The following is a 26,472-nucleotide window of genomic DNA, read 5'->3' as shown; positions in this document are numbered from 1 at the left end:
GCCGCTGGAGGGCGGGTCGGCGCCGGGCGGATCGCCGTGGAGTTCGGGGGCAGCGGTTGCTCGTCGGGGGCGCCGCTGTTAGGTGGAGAGCCATGCGCCCGGAGCACAGCTCGATGGGGTTCCCCAAGCCAGGCAAGGCCCTGCTGGGGATGATGATCGCGATCGGCTGTATCTGGGTGATGTTCACCCTGGGCCTGAACTGGGGGGGCGCCGGCGAAGGCGTGCTCGAGCCGTTCCTCGGCATCAGCGAGAAGGTGCTCCACGGTCAGGTGTGGCGGCTGCTCACCGCGCCGCTCGTCCACAACCCGAGCGATCCGTGGCACTTCGTCACGACGCTGCTCGGCCTGTATTTCCTCGGTGCCTCGCTCGAAGAGCGCTGGGGAGCCAGACGCACGCTGGCGTTCCTGTTCGGCTCCGCCGCCTTCGCGTTCGCGCTCCAGGTGGCGGTGGGCGCGCTCCTCCCGAAGATGGCGCGGCCGGTCTTCTACGGCGGGCTCGGGATGATCGAGGCGATCGCCGTCGCGTGGGCGCTCGCGCACCGACACGCCACGGTCCGCCTCTTCTTCGTCCTCCCCGTGACGGGCACCATGCTGCTCGTCTTCATCTTCGGGATCTCGGTGCTCAACGTGATCGCCATGCGCGCGCCCCCCGAGGGGTTGATCACGCCGTTCGGGGGCATGCTCGCCGGGTATCTCTTCGGCGACTTCTCCCCGCTGCGCCGCTTCTATCTACGGATCCGCTTCCGTCAGCTGCAGGCGCAGTCCGCCGCGCTCCGCCGCGTCCCTGCGGCGCGCGGCCGCTCCGGGGGCGTCCCGCTGAGGGTCATCCCCGGCGGCCAGAAGGACCCCCCGAAGGACAAGCGCTACCTCAACTGAAAGGGTCGCAGGGCGCCCCGCCCCGGCCGCGCTCCCAGGTGGTCAGGGCGTGGCGCAGCGGCGGAGCTCTTCGAGCGTCTTCGCGCGGGTAAGGCAGCCGAGCTCGCCGGGGTCCACCTTGCTCCCGGCGAGCTCCCGCTTGCAGTCGGATGTCCACTCCGACGAGAGCCTCTCGCCCTCGCTGTCGATCACCACGGAGGCCTTCCCCGGGCCCGCTGGAGCGGCGGACCCCACCCGCTTGGCCTCCGCTGCCCACGCGGTGCGCATGCCCTCGCCGATCGTGCGGCAGTCTTCTTCCGACATCGTCTTGGTGCAGCCGCCGAGGACCGCGCTCGCGAGCACGAGGAGGGCCACGGCGGCGCGCCGCTCGCCGAGCGAACGGCTGCCTGCGCGAGCGCGTGCCTGGCCAGCGAGAGGCCAGCAGCGCGGCCTGCGCGGCAGAGCTGCCTTCGTTTGGCGAGCAGGCCAGCCCACGGACTAGCTGTCGATGAAGCTCTTGAGCTGCTTCGAGCGGCTGGGGTGCCGGAGCTTGCGGAGCGCCTTCGCCTCGATCTGCCGGATGCGCTCGCGCGTGACCTCGAAGTCCTGACCGACCTCTTCGAGCGTATGGTCGCTCTTCTCGCCGATGCCGAAGCGCATCCGGAGCACCTTCTCCTCGCGCGGCGTCAGCGTCTTCAGGACCTTACGGGTCTGCTCCGCGAGGTTCATGTTGATCACGGCCTCCGCGGGCGAGATCACGCTCTTGTCCTCGATGAAGTCGCCAAGGTGCGAGTCCTCTTCCTCGCCGATGGGGGTCTCGAGCGAGATCGGCTCCTTCGCGATCTTCAGGACCTTGCGCACCTTGTCGAGCGGGAGCTCCATCTTCTCGGCGATCTCCTCGGGGGTCGGCTCTCGGCCGTACTCCTGCACGAGGTAGCGCGAGGTGCGGATCAGCTTGTTGATCGTCTCGATCATGTGGACCGGGATGCGGATCGTCCGCGCCTGGTCCGCGATCGCGCGGGTGATCGCCTGCCGGATCCACCACGTCGCGTACGTCGAGAACTTGTAGCCGCGCTTGTACTCGAACTTGTCGACGGCCTTCATGAGGCCGATGTTCCCTTCCTGGATGAGGTCCAGGAACTGGAGGCCGCGGTTCGTGTACTTCTTCGCGATGGAGACCACGAGGCGGAGGTTCGCCTCGACCAGCTCCGCCTTGGCGCGCTCCGCCATCCGCTCCCCCTCGCGGATGTTCTCGTAGGTATCGCGGATCGCAGCGACGTCGATGTTGAGCTCTTCCTCGACCTTCTTCAGACCCTTCTGGGCGTTCTTGATGGTCGATTCGAAGTCGTTGAGCTCCTCGCGGTTGACGTTGAGCTTCTTGGCGAGCCGCCCCTCGAGGGCGCGGTTGCCCTTCACCTTGATGAGCTCGCGCTTGAGCTCGCCCTTCGAGAGCCCTGTGCGCCGCTCCAGCTCCGTCGCGCCCGCCTCGGCCTTCTCGACCTTCGAGATGAGGCTCTTCAGCTTCTGGACGATCTTGTCGATCGTCCGCTTGTTGAGGCGCATCTCTTCGAGCGTCGTCACGAGCTCGGCTGTCGCCTGCGTCACCTCGACGTCGATCTGCTTGCGGCGGACCTCCGTCTTCACCTCTTTGCGCTCCTCCAGGAGCTCCGCCTTCTTCTTGTCGACGCGCTTCACCTTGTCGATGAGGCGGATGATGCGCCGGTCGGCCTCCTCCTCGTCGAACTCCTGGTCGTCGTTCTCGGCGTCCTTGATGAGCTCCTTCACCCGGATCTTGTGCTTCCGGAGCTTCTCGCCGAGATCGATGATCTCGCGGACGGCGATGGGGGAGTCGAGGATGGCGGCGTTGACCTTCTGCTCGCCGATCTCGATCCGCTTCGCGATCTCGACCTCGCCCTCGCGGGTGAGCAGCGAGACGCTGCCCATCTTCCGGAGGTACATCCGGACGGGGTCGTTCGACTTCGAGTAGTAGTCGACGTCCTCTTCCTCGCGGTCGGGCGTCACGACGAGCTTCTTCTCGCCGGCCTCCTCGTCCGCGATGCGCTTCGGCGCGATCTTCACCTGGGTCGCGCCGTCGACGATCTCGATGTCCTCGTCGCCGAGGGCGCCCACCACGTCGTCGAGCTGATCGGGCGCGACGTCCGCGGGGAGCGCGTCGTTCACCTCGTCATAGGTGAGAAAGCCTTTACTCTTGCCGGTTTCGACGAGCTTTTCGAGCGTCTTCCGGTCCTTCTCTGACCGCTCGGCCCGGATGCCCGCGTCTCCTTTGTTGCTCGGGCGCGCCCCCCCCTCGGCGTGCCCGCGTGTCGATGCGTGCCGCGCGCCGTTCAGCGCGCCGCCCCCCGCCGCCCTCGCGACCCCGCCTGTCCGACCGGAAGATTGCTTGGCCTTGCTCGCCATTACCTCATGCTCCACTTACGGCGATCAGCTCGCCGCGACCGACAAGACACCCAATGACTCCGATAAACTCTAGGGATCACGCACGTCGAGCCGCCACGGCGAGGCGGCCCGGAACGCATCAAGGAAGACCGAGACCCCCCGCTCTCCGCTGGAATAGCTCACGCAGCAAAGCGTTTTCAGCATCAGCGTCGACCGCGCTCTTCTGGAGCTGGCTCACGACGGCTGCTTTCTGTCGCGCCAGGGCTTGTCTGCTCAACTTTTGTGAATTCTCCAAGAGCGTCGCCTTGGCCGTTGAGGCCGCTTCGAAGACAGGCGAGACCAGCCGTCCAGCCGCGAATGAATGGATCGGAGCCGGGACTTGCGCAAGAAATTCGCTGGCGACAAGACCCATTTCAAAAGTGAAATTTTGACGCGCTGCAACAATCGCCAGGGCGACGTCGCCTTCGAGGCACTCCAGCGCCGTCTGGAGATCGTCGTCGGCCAGCAGCTCGGGAAAATCGAGGATCGCGCCCAGGATCTCCAGGCTTACCTCCTGGATTTGCGTGCGTGAGCGAGCGCGCTCCCACGTCTCGGTCGTCTGTCCGGAGGGGATCACCTCGCGGGTAGGCTGGCTCCGCGGGCGGGAGAGGGACTCCTCGACGACGCGCTCCAGCTGCCGGAGGTCGTCCGGTGAGCGGCCGCCGATCACGAGCTTCGAGGAGAGGCGATCGGCGTAGAGCTTCGCCATCATCCTGAGGCTCGGGTCGTCTTCTTCGGCGAGCAGCGTCGTCACGGCGCGCACGCGGGCGAGCTGCTCGGGCAGCGACGAGCCTCCGAAGCTGTCGCCGTCGAGCGCCTGGTCGATCAGGTGCTCGAGCAGGCCGCGCGCCGCCTTGACGATGCGCGCGATCGCCTCTGGGCCGTGCTCGCGCGCGAGATCGTCCGGATCGACGCCGGAAGGCAGCACGGCGACGCGCGCGCTGAGCCCCGCCTCACGGCACGGGGCGCGCGCCGCGCGCGTGGCCTTCTTGCCGGCCGCGTCGCCGTCGAACAGCAGGATGACCGCGGGCGCGAAGCGCTTGATGAGCTTCGCCTGTCCGGTCGTGAAGGCGGTACCGAGCGGAGCGATCGCCTGGCCGATGCCGCGCGCGTGGAGCGCGACGACGTCGAAGTTGCCTTCCACGAGGATCGCCTCGCCGCGCTGGCGGATCGCCTGGCGCGCCTGGTGCAGCCCGAAGAGGTGCTCGCCCTTCGTGTAGATCGGCGACTCGGGGCTGTTGATGTACTTCGCCGGCGGGCCGTCGGCCTGCGGCGCAGGGCCGGTGAGGCCGAGCGACGAGAGCTCGGAAGGGCTGGGATCGGGCAACGCGCGTCCGCTGAACGCGATCACCCGGCCCATCACGTCGGTGACGGCGAACATGAGCCGGTGCCGGAAGCGGTCGTAGTGTCCGCTCCCCGACGAGCGCGGCACGAGGAGCCCGACGCGCTCCGCGAGGACCGGGGAGACGCCTTGCTGTCGCAGGTACGTGGAGAGCCCGTCCCAGCCGAACGGGGCGTAGCCGATCCGGAACGCCTGGAGGGCGTCGGCGATCGGATCGGCGGCTCCATCGCCGTCGCGGAGGGGCAGGCCGCGTCGCTCGAGCTCCTCGTGAGCGTGGCGCGCGAGCGGGTGAGGGGCGCTGCCCGGCCCCCCGCGGAGGCTGTGCTCGAAGAACGTCGCGGCGAGGTGGTTGACGGCGTAGAGATCGTCCTTCGACCTGCGCGCCGCCTGCGCCTCGCGCCGCTCGGCCTCGGTCAGCGACTCCGCCACCTCGATGCCGGCGCGCTCGGCGAGCGCGCGGACCGCCTCGGCGAACGTCCGGCCCTCGAGCTTCATCACGAAGTCGATGGCGCTGCCGGTCTCCTTGCAGCCGAAGCAGTGGTAGAACCCGCGGCTCGGGCTCACGTGGAAGCTGGGCGTCTTCTCCTTGTGAAATGGGCAGAGCCCGGTGAAGGAGTGCCCTCGGCGGGCGAGGCGCACGCTTTCGCCGATGAGCGCTACGAGATCCGTGCGCTCTTTCACGAGCGCGATCGTCTCCGGAGAGATCATGGGCTGCCTTGGGGGCTCCGTGCGTGCGGGGCCCGCGGATCATCACGGGTGGACTCAGACGGCGTGGCGGCGTCCGCGCCAGCGCCTCGGCGGTACGGGCGGCTCGCGAAGCGGGAGACCCCCCAGTCCCTCGCGGCCTGTGTGGAGACAAGTGTCCTGTGCGGCGGCCGCACGTGCAAGGCGGTAGCCGCCGGAGACGTCACTTCGGATCGGGGAACGGAGAGCCGGGCTTCTTGTGGTCCGTCAGGCTCTCGTCGGGCTGGGAAGCCTCGACCATCTCGTCGACCGGCGGCGCCTCGGCGTGCTCGGCCAGGAAGCGCGTGTCTTCGCGCACCATCGGAGGGGGCGGATCGCCGATGAGCTCGAGCTCGGTGGCGAGCCACTGCTCCTCTTCGATGAGCGCCCGGCGGCGCGGATCAGTCAGGTCGCCCTGCCAGTGGTCGAGCTCGGTGTCGACCTCCTTGAGCCGGCGGCGTACCCTCACGACGTCGACATCGTCCTTCACCGCGAAGCGCTCGGTGAGGAGCAGCGCGGTGTCGCCGGCGACCTCGACGAAGCCATGATGGACGGCCAGGCGGTGCTCCTGACCGTTCTGGTGGTAGGTCACGAGGCCGGTCCGGAGGGCGGCGAGCAGCGGGAGGTGACCCGGGAGCACACCGAACTCGCCGGCGACGCTCGGCGCGGTCACGTCCGTGACCTGCTCGCGCAGCGCGACGCCGGTCGGCGTCACGATCTCGAGGAGGATTGTGTCGGCCATGGCTGCGTCAGGACGCCCTCTGCGACGCCCTGGCCTTCACGTCCTCGATGCCGCCCACCAGGTAGAAGTCCTGCTCCGCGACATGGTCGAGCTTGCCGTCGAGGATCTCCTCGAAGCCCGCGATCGTGTCCTTGAGCGGCACGAGCTTGCCCTCGAGCCCGGTGAACTGGGCGGCCACGAAGAACGGCTGCGACAGGAACTTCTGGATCTTGCGGGCGCGCGCCACGACGAGCTTGTCGTCCTCGCTGAGCTCGTCCATGCCGAGGATGGCGATGATGTCCTGGAGGTCCTTGTAGCGCTGCAGCGTCTGCTGAACGCGCCGCGCGACGGAGTAGTGCTTCTCACCGACGATCTGGGGGTCGAGCATCGTCGAGTTCGAGTCGAGCGGATCGACGGCCGGGTAGATGCCGAGCTCCGAGATCGCGCGCGACAGCACGGTGGTCGCATCGAGGTGGGCGAAGGCCGTGGCCGGCGCGGGGTCGGTCAGGTCGTCCGCGGGGACGTAGATCGCCTGGACGCTGGTGACGGAGCCCTTGGTCGTCGAGGTGATGCGCTCCTGGAAGGCGCCCATCTCCGTCGAGAGGGTCGGCTGGTAACCGACGGCGCTCGGGATGCGTCCGAGGAGCGCGCTCACCTCGGAGCCGGCCTGGGTGAACCGGAAGATGTTGTCCACGAACAGGAGGACGTCCTGCCCCTCCTCGTCGCGGAAGTGCTCGGCCACGGCGAGCGCCGAGAGCGCGACGCGGGAGCGAGCGCCCGGGGGCTCGTTCATCTGGCCGTAGATCAGCGCGGCCTTCGAGATGACGGGGCTGCCGTCCGCGAGCTTCGACTCGCTCATCTCGAGGAAGAGGTCGTTGCCCTCGCGCGTCCGCTCGCCGACGCCGGCGAAGACGGACACGCCGCCGTGCGCCTTCGCGACGTTGTTGATGAGCTCCAGGATGAGCACCGTCTTGCCGACGCCGGCGCCGCCGAAGAGGCCGATCTTGCCGCCCTTGCGGTAAGGGGCGATCAGGTCGATGACCTTGATGCCCGTCTCGAAGACCTCGACCTTGGTCGACTGCTCGATGAACGGGGGCGGCTCCCGGTGGATCGGCGCCATCTTCTTGGCGTGCACGGGCCCGGCTTCATCGATCGGCACACCGACGACGTTCAGGATCCGGCCGAGGCACTCGTTGCCGACCGGCACCATGATGGGCTTGCCCGTGTCGCGGACTTCCATCCCGCGCACGAGGCCGTCGGTGGAGTCCATCGCGATCGTGCGCACCGACGACTCGCCGAGGTGCTGGGCGACCTCGAGCACGAGGTTGTCTGGCTCGGCCGAGATGCTCGGGTTGCTCAGCTTGAGCGCGTTCAGAATCTTGGGCAGCTGGCCAGCCGGGAAATCGACATCGACGACCGGTCCGATGACCTGGGTGATCTTTCCAACAACCATGGAGCGGGAGTCCTCCTCGTGCGTGCTTTGACGAGTCGCGGGGCCCACTAGCACGGACCTGCGCGTCCGACTAGTGCCGTCTACCAGAAATTCTGCGGGATTCTTGACGGCTGCGTCGCTGCGGGCGCGCGGTAGTTGGCGTGCTTTCCGGGGGCTGGGCGCCACGCGGGACGTCCGGGGACGACGTCCATCTCGCATCCCTCTCCGGCTCCAGCGAGGGAGCGCCGGCGCGCGGCGGGCGCTCAGCGTCCTCTGGAGGCGGCGATCCGCGCAAACGCCTCCACGCTGAGCGTCTCGCCGCGAGCGTCGAGCGAGATGCCGGCGTCCTTCGCGTGCTGATCGAGCTCCTGGGAGGACCAGCCGTAGAGGTTCTTCCAGGCGTTCCGGAGCGTCTTGCGGCGCGCCGAGAACGCGGCGCGCACTGCCGCGCGGAAGGCGTCCGTCTCCTCGGCGCGCCGCGGGCGCCACGGCGTCAGCACGACGACCGCCGAGTCGACCTCGGGCCTCGGGTAGAACGCGCCGGCGCGCGCGATCAGGAGGCGGCGCACGTCGAACGCGGCCTGCACGAAGACCGAGAGTGCGCCGTAGTCGGCGCTGCCCGGGGCGGCGACCAGGCGATCCGCGACCTCGAGCTGCACCATGAACACCGCGCGATCGATCTGATGCGCGACGGTGGTCGCCTGCTCGAGGAGCCGGCCCGTGATGTGGTACGGGAGGTTGCCCGCCACCGCGTGCGGCCGCGCGTGGCCGGAGAGCGCGCCGACCCAGTCGACCTGCGCTGCGTCGGCCTCGAGCAGCGTCAAGCGGCCTTCCTCGAGAGGTCCAGCGAGCTGCTCGCGCAAGATCGGGACGAGGTCGCGATCGCGCTCGATCGCGACGACGTGCGTGGCGCGACCGAGGAGCGGCCGCGTGAGCGCGCCGAGCCCCGCTCCGATCTCGATCACCGCGCCGCCCTCCGTCGTCGTGGCCGCCTCGGCGATCCGGCGCGCCGCGTCGACGTCGACGAGGAAGTTCTGCCCGAACCCCTTCTTCGGGGAGAGACCGCGTGTGCGCAAGAGCTCTGCGATGGCCATGGCCCGTCCTCAGATCTGCGGTGGGTGCGCCCCGTCGTGGGCTATGTCTGCGGCTCTGCTGGGCGCGGCCGCCGCGCGCAGCCGCACCACGCGCACGCCGACCTTGCGAAGCGCGGCTTCGCGGCGGGTCTGAGCCACCCGCGCGCGGATGAGCACCGCCTCGGCCGCGATCGGCGCGAGCTCCTGGAACGCCTTGTTGGACGGCGTGGGGCCGCTCTGCCCCTCGTCGCCGTCGCTCTCCTGCGGTCGGGGCGCCTCCCAGGGAGGCCCGAGCCCTGGCTCGAGATCCGGGAGCGTCCACACCACGTGAACAGCCTTCCGCGAGAGCCGGCGCACGGCCTCAGAGAGCTGGCCCAGCTGTGCGTCGGCCGGAGGCGACGCGAGGACATAGACCATGCTCGCGCGCGGCTTGACGCGCGCGATGTGCGTGAGCGACTCGGCGACCGACACGGCGGGATCGCGCCGATCCGGCTCGGCGCGCGCGGGCGACTCGATGCCGTAGCTCGCGAGGTAGCGGCGCAGCGTCCGTTCGCGCTGCGAGCGCCCGAGCGGCGCCGGCGCCGAGAACGGCGCACGCGCGCGCATCGACTCCGCGCGGGCCGCCAGCCGGTCGAGGTCGCCGCGGCGCAGGTCGTCGAGCCCGCGCGCGTCGAGCGGCCTGAGGTGCTCGATGACGCGCGCCGCGACGTCCGACTCGTCGAGCTCGCTCCGATCCGCGTCGTAGGTGCCGCACCCGACGGTGAGCGCTTGCGCGATCTTCTGGCCATGCCCTGGGCCGTGATCGGGCGCGATCGTCACGCGCGGGCCGGGGGCCAGAACGATGAGCCCGACGCGATCGCCGCGCCCGAGGTGCCTCGTCGCGATGGCCGCGGCCTCGTCGATCATGAGATCGAGCGGCGCGCGGCCGAGCGGGCCCGCCCAGAGCTCCACGGCCGCGTCGACGAGGACCCAGACCACATCCCGCTCCTCGCGCTCGAACTCCCGCACGAGCAGTGTGCCCCGGCGCGCGCTGGCCTTCCACGCGATCTTCCGGAACGGGTCCCCCGGCTGGTGCTCTCGCAGCTCGCGCAGGTCGTCTCCTTCGCCGCGTACGCGCCCGGGCTTGCCAGAGGCAGCGAGCAGGTGACTGCGTCCTCCGCGCGGCTGCGTCAGGTACGGCATGAAGGGCCGCGGGAGCACCTCGATGCCGTACGGGTTCGCGAAGGTCAGGGGCACCTCGAAGAGGCCCGGGGCGCCGTGCACCTCGAGCGCGAGCCCGTGGAGCCCGTGCTGGCCGACGCGCGGCGTTCGCACGATGACCTTCACCTTGAGCCGACCCGAGGCGGAGACTTCGCCGCGGTTCGGCTCGATGCGCACGTCGAGCTGCGACGAGGCGATGGTGCGCAGCTTGACGTAGCGAGCCGCGAGGGTGTCGCGGTTCCGAACCTCGGCCTCGATCTCCACGGTGCCTCCGCGCGCGGAACGGAGGATCCGCCGCGAGCCGCCCCAGAGCATCTCGAACCCAGCCGCGCGGATGCGCGCCACCGACACCAGCGTCACGCCGCGGGCGAGCGCGATCGCGACCAGGATCGCCCCGCCCCAGCCGACGATCGCCGGCTCGCGCGCGATGAGCCCGGCGCCCATGACCGCGACGCCGGCGATGGCCAGGTGGGCGGCGGTGCGCGTGGGGTAGAGCTGCATGCGGATCTACGCCGGCCGCGCCGCGCGCCGGTACCCCACGCGCTGAACTGCCTCGTCGACGATCGTGTCGCGCGCCTTGGGATCCACGTCGGCCTCGGGTACCAGCACCAGGCGATGGGCGAGCGTCGCTTGTGCCATGCCGCGCACGTCGTCCGGCGTGACGAACGGGCGCCCGCCGATCACCGCCGCCGCCTTGGCCGCCTGGACCAGCGCGAGCGTGGCCCGCGGCGATGCGCCGAGCAGCACGCGAGGGTGCGTGCGCGTGAACGCGGTGAGGTTCACCGCGTACTCGTACAGATCGTCCTCGACGTGGATCCTCCGCGCGACGCCCTGCAGCATGAGGAGGTCCTGGACGGAGAGCGTCGCCCGCGCTCGTGGCGCCTCGACGTTGTGCGCGCGGAGCATCGCCACCTCGTCTTTGTGCTGCGGGTAGCCGAGGCTCACGCGGATGAGGAACCTGTCGATCTGCGCCTCGGGCAGCGGGTAGGTCCCCTCGAGATCGATCGGGTTCTGCGTCGCGAGCACCATGAAGGGCGACGGCAGCTCGAAGCGATCGCCCTCGATCGTCACCTGTCGCTCCTGCATGGCCTCGAGGAGGGCCGACTGGGTCTTCGCCGGGGCGCGGTTGATCTCGTCGGCGAGCACGAGGTTCGCGAAGATCGGACCGGGGCGCAGCGTGAAGGTCCCCTCCTTGGGCGACAGGACATAGGTCCCCGTGATGTCGGCGGGCAGGAGGTCGGGCGTGAACTGGATCCGCCGGACCGACGCGCCCAGCGCGGCCGCGAACGCCTTGACCAGCGTGGTCTTCGCGACGCCGGGGACGCCCTCCAGCAGCACGTGCCCCTGCGCGAGCAGGGCGGTGAGCATCAGATCGATGGCGCGCGACGAGCCGATGTAAACGCGCGTGATCTCTCGCCGGACCGCCTCGATCCGCTCCTTGGCCGCGGAGATTTCGTCGACGGCGACGGCCTGAACCTGGTTCATCGAGCGCCTTTGTCTGAGTGGGGTGGTGCGAGCTTCACGTCTGTTGGCGACGGGGACGCCGTCGCAGGATCGGGGGGCGCGCCGGGGTGACGTCCGCGCGGTGGCTTCCGGCCGTCGGCGCCGCAGGCGGCGAGGGCATGCCGCACGACGTCGGCGGCGTGCAAGAGCGCGGGCCTGGACACGTTCGCCGGTCTGCCGGCGACGACGGACGCTTCGACTCGGTACATGGTGCCCAGAACATCCTTGAAGGCCGAGAGGGCTCGCTCGTCAAGAGATCCCTCTCGCGCCACGAGCCGCGCGACCGTCTCCTGCGCCGGATTCGCCTCCAGGCCGAACCGCAAGGACAGCGCCTCGAACAGGGCGCTCTTCAGCTCGAGGAACGCGAGGCCCCGCGGGGAAGAGGGGGCGGCGAGGACGGCGAAGCGCCCAGCTGCGCCTCCCTGAGCGACGAGCGGCGTCGGACGGGCGTACCGGGGGAGCGGGCTCCGGTAGGGCCGTGCGGACGCGCGCGCGGTCCAGATCGCGAGGCCGAGGCCGGCGAGCGCCGCGAGCGCGAGGAGGGCGCCGCCCGGAAGCCCGTCGCGGCGGGCGTCCTCGACGGCGCTCGCGAGCGCCTTGACCTGCGCGTCGAAGTCCTTTCGGAGCGACGTCTCGCCGCCGAACGAGCTCTCTTCGTCGAACCGGTTCGCGACGATGTGGAGCCGCCCTCGGCGCGGCTGAGCCCCATCCTCGTCGACCAGGTAGCGCGTCAGGCCCGAGGCGAAGGCGCGGTTGCCCGGGTACCTGAGCATCATGTTCATCAGCGCGGACGGGTCGCCCATCGCGAAGAGCCGGCCCTTGCCGACCTGCCCGGCGACGGCGAGGATCACGTCCGGCTCGCTGACGGCGCGGATCCGCAGCACCGGCGAGAGGTTCGGATGCCGGAGGCCGGTCGCGTGGTTCGTGACGAGCCGCTCCACGTGGCTGACGACGGGGTGCCGGCCGACGGAGTGGCCCCCGACGGTGTCGGCCACCGGCTCCGCGATCGCGAGGGAGGGCCGGTTCCGGAGCGCGGCGAGCGGCCGGGCCGGCGTCGGGATGCGCTCGATCTGGAATCGCCGGAGCGTGTCGTCGCCGCGGCCGAAGTCGTCGATGATGGCGAGCCGCCCGCCGGCCTTCATGAAGGAGGTCGTCTCGTCAGCGTCGAGCGTCTGCAGCGGGTGGAGGACCAGGATGCCGTCCTCGGGGCCGACCTGGCTCCAGTCGAGCACAGCGACGGGGTGGACCCTCGCGGCTCCCAGCTCCGCGCGCGCGATCTCGAGGAGCTCCGAGCAACCCTCCCAGCTCGGGTCGTTCACGTCGAAGGCGGCGCCCGCTGCTCGGGCGGGCGCGAGCAGCGTCATCAGCGCGATCAGCGCCGCCAGGAAGGAGCAGGATGTGACCTGCGAGCGCACCGGCCAGCGCCGATCTTCCCGAACAAGTTCGGAACTGGAACCGGAACCGGAACCGGACCTAGACCTAGAGCCTGAGGAGCATGCGTGCGCAAACCACGCGCCGTGCCGCGTCATGAGCGCTGCGAACATACCACTGTCGGCCCGACCGATAACCTTGACCCGCCATCCCACATTGCTAGATTCGCTTCTAAGAGCGGGGTGCTTTCTCGCAGACCTCGTTCCACCAATTCAGCCGAGCACTCTACGAGGTGGAGGGGTTAGTCGATGCTTCCTCCGTTCATCATCGAGCAAATACGGCAGCGCGAAGAAGAGAAGGATCGGTCTAGAAGAGAAGAAATTCGACCGCGCCTCGAGCTGCCGATCGAACGCTACCCCGCACCTCGTCGTCTTCCGGACTCGGAAGAGGACGATCCCAACCGGGGCGTCATCATCCTCGATCTGGGTTGACGCCACGTGTAGCACGCGCTCCCGCGTGAACCCCCTGGCAGCGTTGCTCCAGCACGTGTCCTGGACGACGTGCCTCCGAGAATTGCCCCCCGTTTTTCTCGTAAATTCCACGAAGTTGGCGACCGTGCATGCAGGCGGATCTCGGCTCCGCGCACGCACCGGGCTCGTCCGGCGAGGAGGGTAGGCGACTGGGCGAGAGGGGCTTCGACCAGGCCGCGGGGCCTGAAAGTTGTCCTCCGCGGACGTGCTCTGCGCGTGCGGGGTTGACCCTCGGCAGGATCTTCGCCTAGGTTGCGCCCCCACTTCTGGCGTCGAGCGCTGAACGAGCTACGCTCCGGCGCCTCCAGAGCAGGCCGTGCACAACGTGGGCACGGGCTCTTCCATATCGATCGAGGTTCTACAGATGGCCGTTCATATTCGCCTCGCCCGCGCGGGCACCAAGAAGACGCCCTTCTACCGCATCGTCGTCGCCGACCAGCGCAGCCCGCGCGGCGGCAGGTTCATCGAGCGGCTGGGCACGTACGACCCGCGCAGGACCGAGATCCGCCTCGATGTTCCCCGCGTGAGGCACTGGATCTCGAACGGCGCTCAGCCGACGCACACGGTGGCGCTGCTCCTGAAGCACCCTGGGCTGGCCCAGGCGGCCGCTCCCGCGGACGCCGCGAAGTAGCATGGCCTCGTCGACGTCTCCGCTGGTCGATCTCGTCGCGCTCGTTGCCCGCGCGCTCGTCGATCAGCCGGACCGGGTCGTCGTGCGCGAAGTCGCGGGAGACCGCTTCCCCCGGATCGAGCTGACGGTCGCGCGCGAGGATATCGGCAAGGTGATCGGCAAGGACGGGCGCACAGCGCAGTCGATCAGGACGTTGCTGAGCGCCGCCGCGAGCAAGTCGGGGCGCCGCGCGCACCTCGACATCCTCGACTGAGACGAGCCCGACGTGGAGCGACGTTACGTTCCCGTCGCGGAGGTCGCCCGTCCGCACGGCGTTCAGGGGGAGCTGCGGTTGCGCCTCTACAACGAGGGGTCCGATCTGCTCCTCACGCGCCCTCCGATCAGGCTGCACCTTCCCGACGGCTCTGCGCGCGACGCGAAGATCGTCGCGACGCGGCCCGTCGACAAGGCGCTGCTCGCGCGGATCGCCGGGATCGACGATCGGGACGCGGCCGAGGCCCTGCGCGGAGCGACGGTGTGCGTCCCTCGGGACGCGTTCGCGCCGCTCTCCGAGGGCGAGTTCTACGCCTGCGACGTGGAGGGGGCGCGCGTGATGACGCCCGATGGCGATCTGCTCGGGCACGTGAGGTCGCTCCAGTCGTACCCGACCTGCGATGTGCTCGTCGTGGAGAGGCAGGGCGCAGATTCCATCGAGATCCCGCTGACCGAGAGCTTCATCAGCAGCGTGGACGTGGAGCGGCAGGTCGTCCAGCTGGCGACGCTGGAAGGCCTCGTCTGAGCTGCCGTTCCACGCAAGGGAGCCCGCCTCGGCAAGTGCGATGCGCATCGACGTAGTCACCCTATTTCCGGAGCTGTTCGAGGGGTTCCTGGCGATCGGCATGGTCGGGCGCGCGCTCGCGTCGGGTGCGCTCGCCGTGCGGACGCGCAGCCCGCGTGAGTTTGGCCTCGGCCGACACCGGAGCGTGGATGACACGCCTTACGGCGGTGGCTCCGGCATGGTGATGCGCGTCGATTGCATCGTCCGCTGCCTGGAGGCGCTCGACGAAGCCGCCGCCGGAGGCGATGCGTCGAGCGCGCCTCCCGGGGACGACGCGACGGCGTCCTCGGGGCCTCTGCCGCGCGCGCACCGGGTGCTGCTCACGCCGCAGGGGAAGCCTTTCCGTCAGGAGAAGGCCATCGAGCTCGCGGCGCGCCCTGCCGTTGCGCTCGTTTGCGGTCGATACGAGGGGTTCGACGAGCGGGTGCGCGCTTTCGTCGACGAGGAGATCTCGCTCGGCGACTTCGTGATGACCGGCGGCGAGGTCGCGGCGATGGCGGTGATCGATGCGTGCGTGCGCCTGCTCCCAGGGGTGCTCGGGAACGCTGTGTCGGCGGAGCACGAGTCGCACAGCCCCGCGCTGTCAGGGCTCCTGGAGTACCCGCAGTACACCCGCCCCGTGGAGTTCCGCGGGCACAAGGTGCCCGACGTGCTGCAGCAAGGTAACCACGCGGCCATCGCGCGCTGGCGACGAGCGGAGGCCGAGCTGCGCACGGCCCAGCGCAGGCCCGACCTCTGGCGCAAGGCGCGGGGGGGAGAGCCGTCCCCGGACGAGAGCGGCGAGGCGCGGCGATGAGGCTGGCGCTCGCGCTCGTTCACTACCCCGTGCTCGACCGCTCCGGGGAGACGGTGACCACGGCCATCACGAACCTCGATCTGCACGACATGGCGCGGAGCGCGCGCACGTACGGCGCCGAGCGGCTCTTCGTCGTTCATCCGGTCGCCGCTCAGCGCGCGTTGGCAGAGCGGATCAAGGAGCACTGGGTGATCGGCTCCGGCAAGCGCCGGATCCCGGATCGCGCGGTCGCGCTCGATGTGCTGAGCGTGGTCCCCAGCCTGGACGACGTGTACTCCGCGCTGAGCGGCGCAGGTCGGCGCGGCGTCGAGGTCTGGACGACCGCGGCGGCCTCGCGAGGGCTCCCGGTGACGAGCTACGCAGCGACCCGCGCGCGCCTCGCGAAAGCGAGCGATCCGGTGGTGATCCTGTTCGGCACAGGTTGGGGCCTCGCGCCAGAGGTCATCGCCGATGCCGACGTCCAGATCGAGCCGATCAGGGCGGAGGCGAGCACCGGCTACAACCACCTGAGCGTGCGCGCGGCGTGCGCGATCACGCTCGATCGGCTGCTCGGCGACCGGAACGCCGGGTGATCTCGCGTGGCGCGCGGTCGTCGAGCGTGGCGCCAGCACCGCCGCGCGGCCTTCCGGTCCATCCTCCTGAGATGAGCGAGCGCGATGCCGATCGTCCCGCCGGGGAGGCGAGCGCGGCGCGAACGACGCCCGACCGGCTGGTGCGCGAGCAGGCGCTCGCGCTCGGCTTCGACGTCGTGGGCGTCGCGCGGGCCGACGAGCCGCTCGGGGTCGAGCACGCACGGTACCTGGAGTTCGTCGCGCGCGGCATGCACGGGGAGATGGGTTACCTCGCGGAGTACGCGGAGCAGCGGCGCCGGCTGGACACCAGCGCGATCCTCGAAGGAGCACGCTCGGTCGTGTGCGTAGGCCGCAGGTATGCGCGGCCGAAGGAGAGCGAGCGGCGCGACCCGCCGCTCGCGCAGAGCGTCGCGCGCTACGCGCGCGGGCAGGACTACCACAACCACCTGAAGCGGCGGCTCCGGCGGCTCGCGGCGTTCATCCGCTCGCTCGCGCCGTCCGTGCTCGCGCGGCCGCTCTGCGACGTCGAGCCGGTGATGGAGCGCGTCTGGGCGGCGCGCTCTGGTATCGGTTTCGTCGGCAAGAACGGGCTGATCATCACGCCGGGGCAGGGGAGCTACCAGCTGCTCGGCGAGGTGGTCACCACGCTGGATCTCGTCCCCGACGTGCCCATCTCCGAGCGCTGCGGATCGTGCACGCGCTGCCTCGACGCGTGCCCGACGCAGGCGTTCGACGCGCCCTTCGTGCTCGATCCGCGGCGCTGCATCGCGTACCTGACGATCGAACAGAGGAGCGCGCCGGCCGAGGCGCTGCGGTCCGGCATGGGTGAGCACCTCTTCGGCTGCGACGTCTGCCAGGAGGTCTGCCCCTTCAACAGGACCGCGCCCCCGGCCCTCGAGCGCACCGCGCCGTTCCATCCTTTGGCCCGATGGGAAGCGCGGGACGTCGACGACCTCGTGGCGCTCGACGAGCAAGCGTTCGACGCGCTGACCGTCGGGACGCCGGTCCGGCGCGCGCGACGCGGCGGGCTCGCCCGAAACGCGACGATCGTCGCTGCGAACCGGCTGGCGAGCGGCGCAGAGGGCGCGGCGGTAGCGAGCGCGAAGCGCGCGCTCGTCGCGGCGCTCGCCCATGACGACGCCTCGGTGCGCGCCGTCGCCGCGTGGGGGGTGAGCCGCGCAGGGGGCGGCGAGCCGGCGGGCCCGGGCGCGCCGAGGCCTGACGGGTCGAACGAGGATCCCGGTGCAGGTTGAGGCGCGCCGCCCGCCGCGATCGAACGCGGCGCGAGAGCGCGGCGCTGCTCGGGCGCTCTTCGCGGGGGCCCGATGATCCGCTACGGTGTGCGCCGGCAAGGCGCCGCGCGCACGAGCACCAACGTGGATCTCCCCTCCAGGCTCCGAGCGCTCCTCGACGATCTACGCCGGCACGATTCCGTCCTCTGGCGGCGGGCAGTCGACGCTGGGGTGACCTACGGCCCGGACCTCCTCGTCCGGCACAGCCCTGCGTTGTTCGGGCTCGCCGTCGGGGCGGTGTTGCCGGAGCAGCGGAGGGCCGTGCGCAGGAACCTGCGGCTGGCGCTGGGCGAGCGGGGGACGCTCGACGAGTACCGCGACGTCGCCCGGGTGTTCATCAACTTCGCCAGCTGCCTCACGGACGCGTTCATCGCGGGCAGCAGCCGGCCCGACCGGCTCACCGGCCTGTGCGTGAACGACGAGCACTTCACGAGCGCGTTCCGGCGGGGCCTCGGCGTGATCGTCGTCACGGCGCATACCGGCGGCTGGCAGGCCGCCGCGCCGCTGCTGCGATCGGTGCACGCCGCCGACGTGCTCATCGTGATGCAGCGCGAGCGCGACGAGCGAGCGCAGGCCATCCAGGACGGCACGCGAGATCGGGTCGGCGTACGGATGCAGCACGTGGCCGACGATCCGCTCGCGGTGCTCCCGCTGCTCGCGCACCTCAGGCGGCAGGGCGTCGTGGCCATCCAGATCGATCGACTTCCGTCCGGGATGCGCGGGCGCGACGTCGAGCTCTTCGGGCGACCCTGGCGCGTCCCGGAGGGGCCGCTTCAGCTCGCGGCGGTCAGCGGCGCGCCGATCGTCCCTGTGTTCACGCGGCGGACCGGCTTCATGGAGTACGAGATCTGCATCACGCCGCCCATCTCGCTCCCCCGCAGGCCAGGATCGTCCGAGCTCGACGTGGCAGCGCGGCAGATCACGGCGGAGATGGAGCGTTTCCTCCGGGACAACCCGACGCAGTGGTTCCACTTCGAATAAATCAAGGATTTTGCTCCCCAAATGAGAAATCGAGCTGCCGTCGGGCACGCGCTGCATCGGCGCGCAAGCTGGGTTAAGAGTCCGCGCTGATGGCCCGCCTCCTCGTCGGACTCCCCTCGCTCAAGGGCGATATCCAGAAGTACAAAGATCGCTTCGATCTGGTCGAGCTCCGCCCGCTCGATACGTCGCTGCCTCGCGCGACGACGCTGCGCAAATGGCGCAAGGCGGTGCCGCCGGGCTTCGTCTTCAGCGTGGTGCTGCCGCGCGTGGTCGGCGAGCTCGCCGGAGGGCGCGACCTCGACGAGGCGCTCTCGGCCTCGCTCGAGGTGGCGGCCGTGCTCGAGGCGCGGTGCGTCGTGCTCCAGACGCCGGCGTCGCTCCGGCCGACGGCGAGCAACCGCAAGAAGCTCGCGGCGCTCTTCGAGCGGCTGCCCGCCGAAGGGGTCGTGCGCTGCTGGGAGCCCTCCGGGATCTGGGAGCGCGACGACATCGTCGCGACCGCGCGCGCCGCGAAGGTCATCCCGGTGCTCGACGTGGCGCGCGACGCGCCGCCGCCCGGGCCGATCGTCTATACACGGCTGCGCGCTCTCGGGCGGTCCTCGTCGATGGGAGCGGCCGCGCTCGAGCGGGTCGCCGAGCGCCTGCGCGGACGGCGTGAGGTGTTCTTGGTCGTCGAGGGCGACCGCGCGCCGCAGATCAAGTCGCTGCTCGCGGCGGCGCTCGCCCGCACGCCCGATCGCTCGACAGCGTCGGCTGTGGTAAGGCCGACCATGCCCATGCCCAGCACCCTCGTCGCCGAGGACGAGGAGCAGTGATCCGCGGCGCGGCAGCCACCGCGAGCGACTCCTTTGCGGCTTCGGCCGCCCGGGCCGCGCTCGAGTCTTCCGGCAGCGCGATCGACGCGATCGTCGCCGGCTTCTTCGCTGCCGCTGGCGCGCAGCCCGACGTGCTGCTCGCGCCCGCCGTCGCGCTGGCGGCCGGCGTCGGCGTCGGCGCGAGGGCGTTCGATGGACGGGCCATCCAGCCTGGGCGCGGCGCGCCGCGGCCGCGCGGGTTCGTCGACGGGCAGAGCGTCCCGGAGGCCGCGCACGTCGCTGTTCCGCGCTCGCTCGGCATGCTGGTCCTGCTGCATGGCTACCTCGGACGCGCGCGGCTCCGCGAGCTGGTTCGCTCCGGTGTGGTCGCGGCGGAGCGCGCGGGCGCGACCGGGCGCGCCGCGCTGCTCCGCGAGGTCGGCTCGCTCGGCGCGGTGGCGCTCCGGGCGCGCGATGTGGAGCGGGCGCTGCTGGCCGCCGGCGGGGCGGTCGCAGGGGGGACGCTGACCGCCGAAGACCTCGCTGAAGCGATACCCGCCGAGGTGGAAGCCGCGTCGACCACGATCGCGGAGGGGGCGACCGCGCTCCAGGCGCCGTGGCCGGTAGGCGATGTGCCGCGACCCACGGACGCCATCGTCGCCTGCGACGGCTGGGGCACGGTCGCAGCGCTCGCCTACACGCGCACCGACGATGGCATCACCGTGCCGGAGCTCGAGATCGTGCTCGGCCGCGACGCCGTCCCGGTGCGCCGCGGGATCACGCGCCTCGCCCCCGGCACGCCCCTGCCCGCAGCCGCGCCGATCGGGATCCTCCAGCGCGGCCCCTTCGCGGCTGCGATCGCGCTCGCAGGCAAGCCCACGATCGAGGTGAAGGCCCTCACCGCGCTCCTCCGCGGCGCCGCGCTCGAAAGCGCCCTTCATGATGTCCGCACGCAGCAGGGCGCCAGCGCCGCCATCGCCGTTCAGCGCGACGAGCGCGACGCGCGCACGGCCAACCTCGCAGCCGGCTTCATGGCGGGGGCAGGGACGCAGCCGGCGGAGGGGTGAGGCGCGGCGGGCGTCGGCCGGCCGGCCGGAGCGGAGATCGGCCGGCCATGCGGCTCCCGTTGGCCGACGCGGCGCGGGCCATCGAGGGCGCCGTGGAGGCGCGCTGAGGCGGCAGCGAGGTAGAGCGAGCCGCTGCGCAACGTGCGCTGCGGCCGACGCCTGCCAGCTCGCACTGGCTGCACGCGCCGCGTGCCGTCACGCACGCGGCACTTCCAGGGCTGGGAGTGGATGGAGGTGAACCCCGAGAGGGGGAGAACAGAGCGCGGCGCGCATCCAGCCGCGAAGCGGCGGCCGACATTCAGGCCGGCCGGCGCGCTGACGCTGGGCCTAGAGCGCGACGCCGTGGCGCTTCGCGTAGGCGACGACGCCGATCTTGTCGATCGTGCGGATGTCGCGCGTCGTGAGGTTGAGCTTCACGAAGCGGTTGAGCTCGGGGACCCAGACGCGCCGGGTCTGGATGTTCACGAGCTGCCAGCGCTTCGTCTTGATGTTGGAGTGGGAGACATTCTGCGCCAGAAGCTTCCGCTTCCCAGTGATGTCGCTCTTCGCCATGACGTCCTCGGTTGGAAGGGACCCTGCCTCGGTGCCCCGACCGTAAATCGAACCAGCTGGCCGGGCGCACGCCCTGCGCGGGGGAGCAGGGGGGCTCGGGAGCGCGGGAAAGTGAAGGAAGCCGGGGGACATGTCAAGCGTCCTCCGGGGGTCATTGCCGCAGCGGACTGGAAATCTCCATCGCCGAGGTCGATCGCGCGCTGACGCCGGCCCGACGCAGCAGAGGGAATGGGGAAGGGCTCGGGTCGCAACCCGGCCCGGACGAGCCTCTCCCCTCGGTGTCGCCGACGCCTTACGCGCCTCCCGACGCGCGGCCTAGGTCAGCCACTCGCCGCCCGAGGGCGGACGCCGATCGCGCCCGTCCTTGTCGTTCTCGGGGCGGCGCGAGTGCAGATCGATACGCCGGGCGTCGGCTGCCAGGCGCCAGGCCAGGATCTGGAACAGGCCGAGGCTCGTGAGCGCGGACGTCGCCGCGAACGCAAGGCCCGCGGAGAGCACGATGACGATGTCCCGGGGCGAGAAGGCGTCGAGGTGCGCGAGCCTGCCGACGACGAGGTCGGCCGTGAAGGCGAGCACCACGGCGACGGCAAGGAACGACCCGGCGCCCGTCGTCTCCGCGCCCATGAACCCGGTAAGACTGGACAGGACCGCCAGGATCACCAGCAAGGCGCCGAGGTGGCCCAGGTGTGGATCGTGCAGAACCAGCTGTCCGACCGCGTGCCCGAACGACGGGAGCGTGACGAGGAAGGCGGCGACGAGCAGCCACCGCGCGCCGCTGTACGCCCTGTAGCGAGACCGGAAGACGAGCGCCGCCGGGAGCGCGATTGCCGCGACGGCCCGGGCGGTTCCCCAGCCGGCCGCGATCCCCGAGCCCTGGAGGCCGACGACGGTCGCGATCGCCCCGAGCACCACCATGGCGACGGCGCGCTGCCGGTAGCTCACCGACGTGAGCGCGGTGAAGAGCGCGACGATGCCCAGGACGAACGCTGGCGGCCCCGCGACAACGCCGTCCGGGCGGAGCCCAGCGATCGACAGGCCGCCGAGCAGAAGGAAGCCGGCGCCCACCGCGGCACACCAGATCCGCGCGGCGTCCTGCGCTGGACGCATCGGCGCCAGGTCCTCCATGAGCGCCTCGGACGCGAGCAGCGGCTTCGTGACGTGCTCGCGCGTGCTCGGGGGCGCCGCCTCGGCCGGGATGGCCGGGTTCGACTCGAGGCGCCGATCGACCGGAGCGACGCTGATCGACGCCGCAGCCGGTCCTTCCTCGGCGCGGTCGGCCGGGCTGTCGCCGGCTGGGGCGCCCTCCGGCTGGGCTGGTCCGGCCTTTTCCCGTTCGGCGATCGCGCGACGGCTCGCTGGCGGGCGGTCGCGGCTCGCCTCTCCGAAAGGCTTTTCCATTGATGGAGCTGGATCAGATCTCACGGGCGTCGAAGGGAGGGCTGCTGCGGAGCTGACCGAGCAGCTCGGCTGAGGTGAGCCGCGCAATCAGGGTGCGTCCGAAGTCTCGCACGGCAGGGAATCCTTGCCCATCCATGGCAAGGGATTGCTCGTCCATGTACAGCCGGCGTGCAATCTCGATTTGCACGGCGTGGACGGCACGGTGCGGTTGGCCGTAGTGCGCGGTGCTGAAGCCCCCTTTATAGGGGTCATCATGGCGCACCGAGAAGCCGCAGGCGCGCGCGTGCTGATCGACCGCGTCGATCACCGCGCTCGCGGCGGTCGTCCGCCCGCGCGTGCCGGGGACGATGTCGGCCCGACCGATCGCGCCCTCCGCGTGGCCGCGGCGGTTCTGGCTCGGCATCGAGTGCGCGCAGAGGAGGATCGCGAAGCCGAAGCGCTCGCGCTTGCGGGCGAGGAGCGCGCTGAGGGCGCCGTGATAGGGGCGATAGAAGCGGTCGAGCCGGCGCTCCACCTCCTGCCGCGGCAGCCGGGCGGCAAGGATGGGCTCGCCGTCCGTGGTCATGCGCCAGATGAGCCCCCGCGGGTAGGGCACCCGGCCGCCGCCCTCGACCGCGTCGCCGTCGCAGTCGGCCTCGCTCCGGTTGAGATCGACGACCAGCCGGCTCATCCGGGAGAACAGGAGCGTCGCCCCCTCGGCCGGAGCGTCCTGGAAGAGCGCCTCGACGTACAGGTCCGCGTCGCGCCCGAGGCTGCGCGCCGGCGCGATGGTCCAGGACAGCGACTCGGGATCCACGTAGACGCCCGCGTGCGGCACCTCGACGAGGACCGGGCTTTCCGCTCCGCGGGGCTCGATGACCTCGAAGGCTGACACCACAGGGCCCACTGTGACGCATTCCGCGTCCGGCTGGAACCAGGACGGGGAGGTGAAACGCCGGAAGGGAGAAAGACGTATCGCCGTTCGGGGCGTTCTTGGCCGATCCGCTCCAGCCCAGCTTTCTGGCGCGCTTCGCCGCTTTCGACGTACCGTTGGCCGTGGACCTTGCGACCTGGGTGGACGCCTACCTGGATCACCTCCGCGTCGAGCGGGCTCTGGCGCCCCTGACGCTCGAGGCCTACGGCCATGATCTCGCCAAGCTCGTCGCCCATGCCGAGGCGAGCGGGGTCACGACGGTCGACGGGCTCGACCAGGCGCTGATCGGCACCTACCTGGTCGCGCTCGGCCAGGCGGGCATCAGCGCCAGCTCGGCGGCGCGCCACCTCTCCGCGGTCCGCGGGTTCATCCGCTTCCTGCTCCGCGAGCGCCGCATCGAGCGGGATCCGTGCGCGCTGGTCGAGCGACCCAGGGTCGGGCGGCGGCTGCCCAAGGTGCTCTCGTTCGACGAGATCGCGCTCCTCATCGAGGCGCCCGAGCAAGGGACGTTCAAGGGGCTGCGCGATCGCGCGATGCTCCACGTGATGTACGCGGCCGGCCTGCGCGTCAGCGAGGTGGTGCGCCTCAAGCTCGCGGACATCGACCGGCGCAAAGGGATCGTGATGGCGCTCGGCAAGGGGGGGAAGCGGCGGCTCGTGCCGCTCGGCGAGCCGGCGCTCGCCGCCATCGACGCCTACCTGGAGCTGCGCGCGACGCACCCGCGCAGCGCGGCGACCCAGGTGCTGTTCCTCTCGCCGCGCGGCGGGGCGCTCACCAGGCAGGCGGTGTGGAAGCTCCTCGGCGGATATGCGCGCGCCGTGGGCATCGCCAAGCCGAGCTCGCCGCACAAGCTCCGCCACTCGTTCGCGACGCACCTGCTCGAGGGGGGCGCGGATCTCCGGAGCGTCCAGGCGCTCCTCGGTCATGCGAACGTCGTGACGACCGAGATCTACACGCACCTCGCCGACGACCACGTGCGCGCCGCGTACCGTCGGGCGCACCCCCGCGCGTGAGCGCGCGCACGATGGCTATTTGCAGCGCTTGAGGAACTTGCCGCAAGGCTTGCTCGGCGCCTGCCCCGCTCGCTGAGCCGGGGGGATCTCGGTGAGCTGGAACTCTTGCACGAGCGGTGTTCCGGCCTTGACGACCACGCTCAGGCTCCGCGGGAAGTAGCCGGTTCGCTTGACGCTCACCTTGTGCACCCCAGGGGGGAGCCTGAGCTCGACCTCCGGGGCCTGCGTCACCTTGCCGTCGATGGTGATCTCCTCGCAGGCGACGGGCTTGCAGGAGACCTTCACCGTCGCGTCGGTCGCCACGCCGGCGTCGGCCGAGGCGCCGGCGTCGATCGGGGGCTCGGCCGTCGGGGTACCGGCGTCGGCGGCCGGCGCGCTGCCGGCTGGCTCGGGCGGAGCGGGCTCGGCCGAGGGCGCGGGGGGAGCCGCCGCGGAAGCGCTTGTCGAGGCGCTGGGGCTCGGCTGCGCCTCGTCCTTGCGGTCCAGGACGTACCACGCGGCGGCCGTGCCCCCGACGAGCAGCACCGCAGCGACGCCCACCATCACGGAGGCCGCCTTGCTCCACGGCGACCGGGGCGCGGTGCTGACCGCCGTCAGCGCGGGAATGCCGCTTCGATGGGATGTGGTCTGGCTCTGGGCCGAAGGCGACGGCGCCTGGCCGGAGGGCGCGTCGGCGGAGGGCTGCGGCGAGGGCGAAAACGGCGCGTACGACGGCTGCGGCGAGGGTGAAAACGGCGAGGGCACCAGCTGCGTGGCGTCGCCGGGCGGAAAGGGCGCGGGCGCGCTCGCCGCGGTGACGGCGACGGCCGGCGGCGCGGGCGCGGGCGCCTCGTTCACCGAAGGAGACAGCGCGAGCGTCGAGCCCACCTCGATCGCGGCCGCCGAGAAGCCGCTGAGCATGGCCGCGAGCTCGCTCGCCGAGCGGAAGCGCTCGCGCGGATCGTGCGCCAGCGCGCGCGCGAAGGCGCCGTCGAGCACAGGGCTCAGCGGGACGCCGAGCTCCGCGGCCCGCACGGACGCGGCGAGGCGCGGCGCCATGAGCTCGCGCTGCCAGCCCTGGACGTCGACCTGACCCTGGCAGGAACGCCAGTACGAGCGGCCCGTGAGCGCGAAGAAGGACACCAGCGCAGCGGAGAAGATGTCGGCGGCGGGTCCCGCCTGGCCGCCCGGCTGGAGCTGTTCGGGCGCCAGCCACGGCGCGGAGAGGAGGTACCCCTCCTGCGTCGGCACCATGCTCCGCGCGAGGGACGGCCCGAAGTCGGTGAGCTTCACGCTGCCCGGAGCGCTCGGGTCGATGAACAGGTTCGTCGGCTTGAGGCCGAGGTGGGGGACCTCGCGGGCGTGGGCCGCGTCGAGCACCGCCGCGAGAGAGCGGAGCATCGAGCCGACCTCCTCGAAGCCCATCGGCCGGCGACGCGCGAGCTCGGCGAGCGACGGGAACGGGATCATGTCCGTCACCGTGAAGGGCGCGGCCGTCGCCGGGTCGTAGCCGGCCTCGAGGATGTGCGCGGCGAGCTCTGGCGGCAGCCTGTTCGTCTCGGCCACGTACCGCTGGAGGTGCTGCATCGCGTCCGCGCGCTGGCCGACGACGGGCGAGTACAGCTTGAGGGCGACGTCGCGCGCTTGCGCCGTCACCGCGCGGAAGGTGGCCGTCGCGCCCCCGTGGCCGAGGAGCGAGCGGACCGAGAACCTCCCCGCGATGACGCTGCCGGGCGCGACGTTCGGTGCCGTCACGAGATCACTCCGCCGCGACCGAGATCGACTCGATCGATTGCAGGATGGTCTCGTCGGCGCCGGAGCTGTCGTCCTCGGGGACGAAGCCGAGCCCCAGCACGATCTCCCCGTCCTTCCCGGTGTCGCCGAAGATCAGCAGCGGGCCCTTCCTGGCGCCGCGGGTCGCGCCCTCCCTCTGCCACAGGCCGATCTTCCGCCCGGCGACGTCCTTGGTGTCGTCGGGCTTCTTCCAGTTCACCTTCTTCTTCGGCAAGGTCACGTCGATCTCGCGCGCCAGCGCCTCGAGCGCGGCGTCGCGCTTCTCGATCGCCTGCTTGCCCTCGCCCGCGTCGATCTGCGCCGTCGCGAAGGCCGGGCCCTCGTCCTCGGCCTGCGCGATCGTGGCGCTCTCCGCCTGGGCGTAGGTCCAGCCCTTCGCGGGCGTGAACACGAGCGAGCTCTGGGCGATTTTCGCCCGGGTCGACGCCTCTGCCTGGCACTGCTCATCGAGCGCCTTGCAGGGCTTCGGAGCAGGGGGAGGCGGTGGCGGTGGCGCCGCCGTCACGGTCGGCGGCGGCGCAACGGGTTGCGGTGGAGGCGGCGAGCTGCACGCCGCGGCGAGCGCCGCCGCAGCGCCCAGCGCTAGGGTAGGCAATCGTCGGAAGAACATTGCGCCCGAGCGTTGCAGGACCGGACCCGGTACGGCAAGTAAAGAGCGACTTGGGGGGAGACAGCTTGCGCCGAAGGG

At 71.2% G+C, this 26,472-nt stretch carries 26 protein-coding genes; 12 read left to right on the top strand and 14 right to left on the bottom strand.

Annotated elements, in window-relative coordinates:
- Positions 1 to 92 precede the first annotated feature (92 nt).
- A complete protein-coding gene (locus WMF27_RS22330; protein WP_437766874.1) occupies positions 93 to 875 on the top strand; it encodes a rhomboid family intramembrane serine protease in 783 nt (260 codons plus the stop codon).
- A gap of 42 nt (positions 876 to 917) precedes the next feature.
- Here WMF27_RS22330 and WMF27_RS22325 read toward each other — a convergent pair whose 3' ends face one another.
- The 9 genes from WMF27_RS22325 to WMF27_RS22285 all read right to left on the bottom strand — a co-directional run bounded on the left by WMF27_RS22325 (position 918) and on the right by WMF27_RS22285 (position 12,699).
- Positions 918 to 1,229, bottom strand: coding sequence for a hypothetical protein (locus WMF27_RS22325; protein ID WP_437766875.1), 312 nt, complete (start codon positions 1,227 to 1,229; stop codon positions 918 to 920).
- Between the two features lie 123 nt (positions 1,230 to 1,352).
- On the bottom strand, positions 1,353 to 3,272 hold the full coding sequence (rpoD, locus tag WMF27_RS22320) for an RNA polymerase sigma factor RpoD (RefSeq protein ID WP_437766876.1): 1,920 nt from the start codon (positions 3,270 to 3,272) through the stop codon (positions 1,353 to 1,355).
- Positions 3,273 to 3,390: 118 nt separating this feature from the next.
- Positions 3,391 to 5,340, bottom strand: a complete 1,950-nt coding sequence (gene dnaG / locus WMF27_RS22315) for a DNA primase (protein WP_437766877.1) — start codon at positions 5,338 to 5,340, stop codon at positions 3,391 to 3,393.
- Positions 5,341 to 5,539: 199 nt separating this feature from the next.
- Positions 5,540 to 6,097, bottom strand: coding sequence for an ATP synthase F1 subunit epsilon (gene atpC, locus WMF27_RS22310; protein ID WP_012237077.1), 558 nt, complete (start codon positions 6,095 to 6,097; stop codon positions 5,540 to 5,542).
- 7 nt (positions 6,098 to 6,104) lie between these two features.
- Positions 6,105 to 7,529, bottom strand: a complete 1,425-nt coding sequence (gene atpD, locus WMF27_RS22305) for a F0F1 ATP synthase subunit beta (RefSeq protein WP_437766878.1) — start codon at positions 7,527 to 7,529, stop codon at positions 6,105 to 6,107.
- Between the two features lie 242 nt (positions 7,530 to 7,771).
- Positions 7,772 to 8,602 (bottom strand): 16S rRNA (adenine(1518)-N(6)/adenine(1519)-N(6))-dimethyltransferase RsmA, encoded by an 831-nt coding sequence (gene rsmA, locus WMF27_RS22300; RefSeq protein WP_437766879.1) that lies wholly within the window; start codon positions 8,600 to 8,602, stop codon positions 7,772 to 7,774.
- A gap of 9 nt (positions 8,603 to 8,611) precedes the next feature.
- Positions 8,612 to 10,282: a DUF58 domain-containing protein gene (locus WMF27_RS22295; protein ID WP_437766880.1), complete on the bottom strand. Its 1,671-nt coding sequence runs from the start codon at positions 10,280 to 10,282 to the stop codon at positions 8,612 to 8,614.
- 6 nt (positions 10,283 to 10,288) lie between these two features.
- Positions 10,289 to 11,266 carry an AAA family ATPase gene (locus WMF27_RS22290; protein WP_012237073.1) on the bottom strand — a complete coding sequence of 326 codons (978 nt, stop codon included), beginning with the start codon at positions 11,264 to 11,266 and terminating at the stop codon, positions 10,289 to 10,291.
- On the bottom strand, positions 11,263 to 12,699 hold the full coding sequence (locus WMF27_RS22285; protein ID WP_437766881.1) for a DUF4350 domain-containing protein: 1,437 nt from the start codon (positions 12,697 to 12,699) through the stop codon (positions 11,263 to 11,265). Before WMF27_RS22285 ends, WMF27_RS22290 begins: the two co-directional genes overlap by 4 nt.
- Before the next feature lie 264 nt (positions 12,700 to 12,963).
- On the opposite strand from WMF27_RS22285, the gene WMF27_RS22280 reads away from it, so the two are divergent.
- From WMF27_RS22280 to WMF27_RS22235, 10 genes are all read left to right on the top strand, one after another.
- Positions 12,964 to 13,146 (top strand): hypothetical protein, encoded by a 183-nt coding sequence (locus WMF27_RS22280; RefSeq protein ID WP_157906850.1) that lies wholly within the window; start codon positions 12,964 to 12,966, stop codon positions 13,144 to 13,146.
- A 403-nt stretch (positions 13,147 to 13,549) separates the two neighbouring features.
- Positions 13,550 to 13,816: a 30S ribosomal protein S16 gene (gene rpsP / locus WMF27_RS22275; protein WP_012237071.1), complete on the top strand. Its 267-nt coding sequence runs from the start codon at positions 13,550 to 13,552 to the stop codon at positions 13,814 to 13,816.
- Between the two features lies 1 nt (position 13,817).
- The gene (locus WMF27_RS22270; protein ID WP_012237070.1) at positions 13,818 to 14,069 is read left to right on the top strand and encodes a KH domain-containing protein; all 252 of its coding nucleotides are present in this window, start codon (positions 13,818 to 13,820) and stop codon (positions 14,067 to 14,069) included.
- A 12-nt stretch (positions 14,070 to 14,081) separates the two neighbouring features.
- Entirely contained in the window at positions 14,082 to 14,594 is a 513-nt protein-coding gene (gene rimM / locus WMF27_RS22265; RefSeq protein ID WP_437766882.1) for a ribosome maturation factor RimM, read from the top strand.
- A gap of 40 nt (positions 14,595 to 14,634) precedes the next feature.
- On the top strand, positions 14,635 to 15,429 hold the full coding sequence (gene trmD / locus WMF27_RS22260; RefSeq protein WP_437766883.1) for a tRNA (guanosine(37)-N1)-methyltransferase TrmD: 795 nt from the start codon (positions 14,635 to 14,637) through the stop codon (positions 15,427 to 15,429).
- Positions 15,426 to 16,001, top strand: a complete 576-nt coding sequence (locus tag WMF27_RS22255) for an RNA methyltransferase (protein WP_437766884.1) — start codon at positions 15,426 to 15,428, stop codon at positions 15,999 to 16,001. Before trmD ends, WMF27_RS22255 begins: the two co-directional genes overlap by 4 nt.
- A 71-nt stretch (positions 16,002 to 16,072) precedes the next feature.
- The gene (gene queG / locus WMF27_RS22250) at positions 16,073 to 17,254 is read left to right on the top strand and encodes a tRNA epoxyqueuosine(34) reductase QueG (protein WP_437766885.1); all 1,182 of its coding nucleotides are present in this window, start codon (positions 16,073 to 16,075) and stop codon (positions 17,252 to 17,254) included.
- 72 nt (positions 17,255 to 17,326) lie between these two features.
- On the top strand, positions 17,327 to 18,274 hold the full coding sequence (locus tag WMF27_RS22245; protein ID WP_437766886.1) for a lysophospholipid acyltransferase family protein: 948 nt from the start codon (positions 17,327 to 17,329) through the stop codon (positions 18,272 to 18,274).
- Between the two features lie 89 nt (positions 18,275 to 18,363).
- Positions 18,364 to 19,089, top strand: coding sequence for a DUF72 domain-containing protein (locus WMF27_RS22240; protein ID WP_437766887.1), 726 nt, complete (start codon positions 18,364 to 18,366; stop codon positions 19,087 to 19,089).
- Positions 19,086 to 20,135: a hypothetical protein gene (locus WMF27_RS22235; RefSeq protein ID WP_437766888.1), complete on the top strand. Its 1,050-nt coding sequence runs from the start codon at positions 19,086 to 19,088 to the stop codon at positions 20,133 to 20,135. Before WMF27_RS22240 ends, WMF27_RS22235 begins: the two co-directional genes overlap by 4 nt.
- A gap of 327 nt (positions 20,136 to 20,462) precedes the next feature.
- On the opposite strand, the gene rpmB is transcribed toward WMF27_RS22235, so the two are convergent.
- The 3 genes from rpmB to WMF27_RS22220 all read right to left on the bottom strand — a co-directional run bounded on the left by rpmB (position 20,463) and on the right by WMF27_RS22220 (position 22,962).
- Entirely contained in the window at positions 20,463 to 20,687 is a 225-nt protein-coding gene (rpmB, locus tag WMF27_RS22230) for a 50S ribosomal protein L28 (protein WP_061608570.1), read from the bottom strand.
- 315 nt (positions 20,688 to 21,002) lie between these two features.
- On the bottom strand, positions 21,003 to 22,085 hold the full coding sequence (locus WMF27_RS22225; protein ID WP_437766889.1) for a hypothetical protein: 1,083 nt from the start codon (positions 22,083 to 22,085) through the stop codon (positions 21,003 to 21,005).
- A 13-nt stretch (positions 22,086 to 22,098) separates the two neighbouring features.
- Positions 22,099 to 22,962 (bottom strand): N-formylglutamate amidohydrolase, encoded by an 864-nt coding sequence (locus WMF27_RS22220; RefSeq protein WP_437766890.1) that lies wholly within the window; start codon positions 22,960 to 22,962, stop codon positions 22,099 to 22,101.
- A 158-nt stretch (positions 22,963 to 23,120) separates the two neighbouring features.
- Between WMF27_RS22220 and xerD the strand changes: the two genes are divergently transcribed.
- Entirely contained in the window at positions 23,121 to 24,011 is an 891-nt protein-coding gene (gene xerD / locus WMF27_RS22215) for a site-specific tyrosine recombinase XerD (RefSeq protein WP_437766891.1), read from the top strand.
- Positions 24,012 to 24,026: 15 nt separating this feature from the next.
- Here the strand turns inward: xerD and WMF27_RS22210 are convergent, their stop codons facing one another.
- Both WMF27_RS22210 and WMF27_RS22205 read right to left on the bottom strand, forming a co-directional pair.
- A complete protein-coding gene (locus tag WMF27_RS22210) occupies positions 24,027 to 25,745 on the bottom strand; it encodes a serine/threonine protein kinase (protein WP_437766892.1) in 1,719 nt (572 codons plus the stop codon).
- 4 nt (positions 25,746 to 25,749) lie between these two features.
- Positions 25,750 to 26,379, bottom strand: a complete 630-nt coding sequence (locus WMF27_RS22205; RefSeq protein WP_437766893.1) for a hypothetical protein — start codon at positions 26,377 to 26,379, stop codon at positions 25,750 to 25,752.
- Between the last annotated feature and the right edge of the window lie 93 nt (positions 26,380 to 26,472).

The sequence above is a fragment of the Sorangium sp. So ce281 genome, from assembly GCF_051527395.1.
GTDB classification, from domain to species: domain Bacteria; phylum Myxococcota_A; class Polyangia; order Polyangiales; family Polyangiaceae; genus Sorangium; species Sorangium cellulosum_B.
The sequence above is the reverse complement of the archived record's forward strand: the minus strand, read 5'-3'. Positions and strand labels throughout refer to the sequence as shown.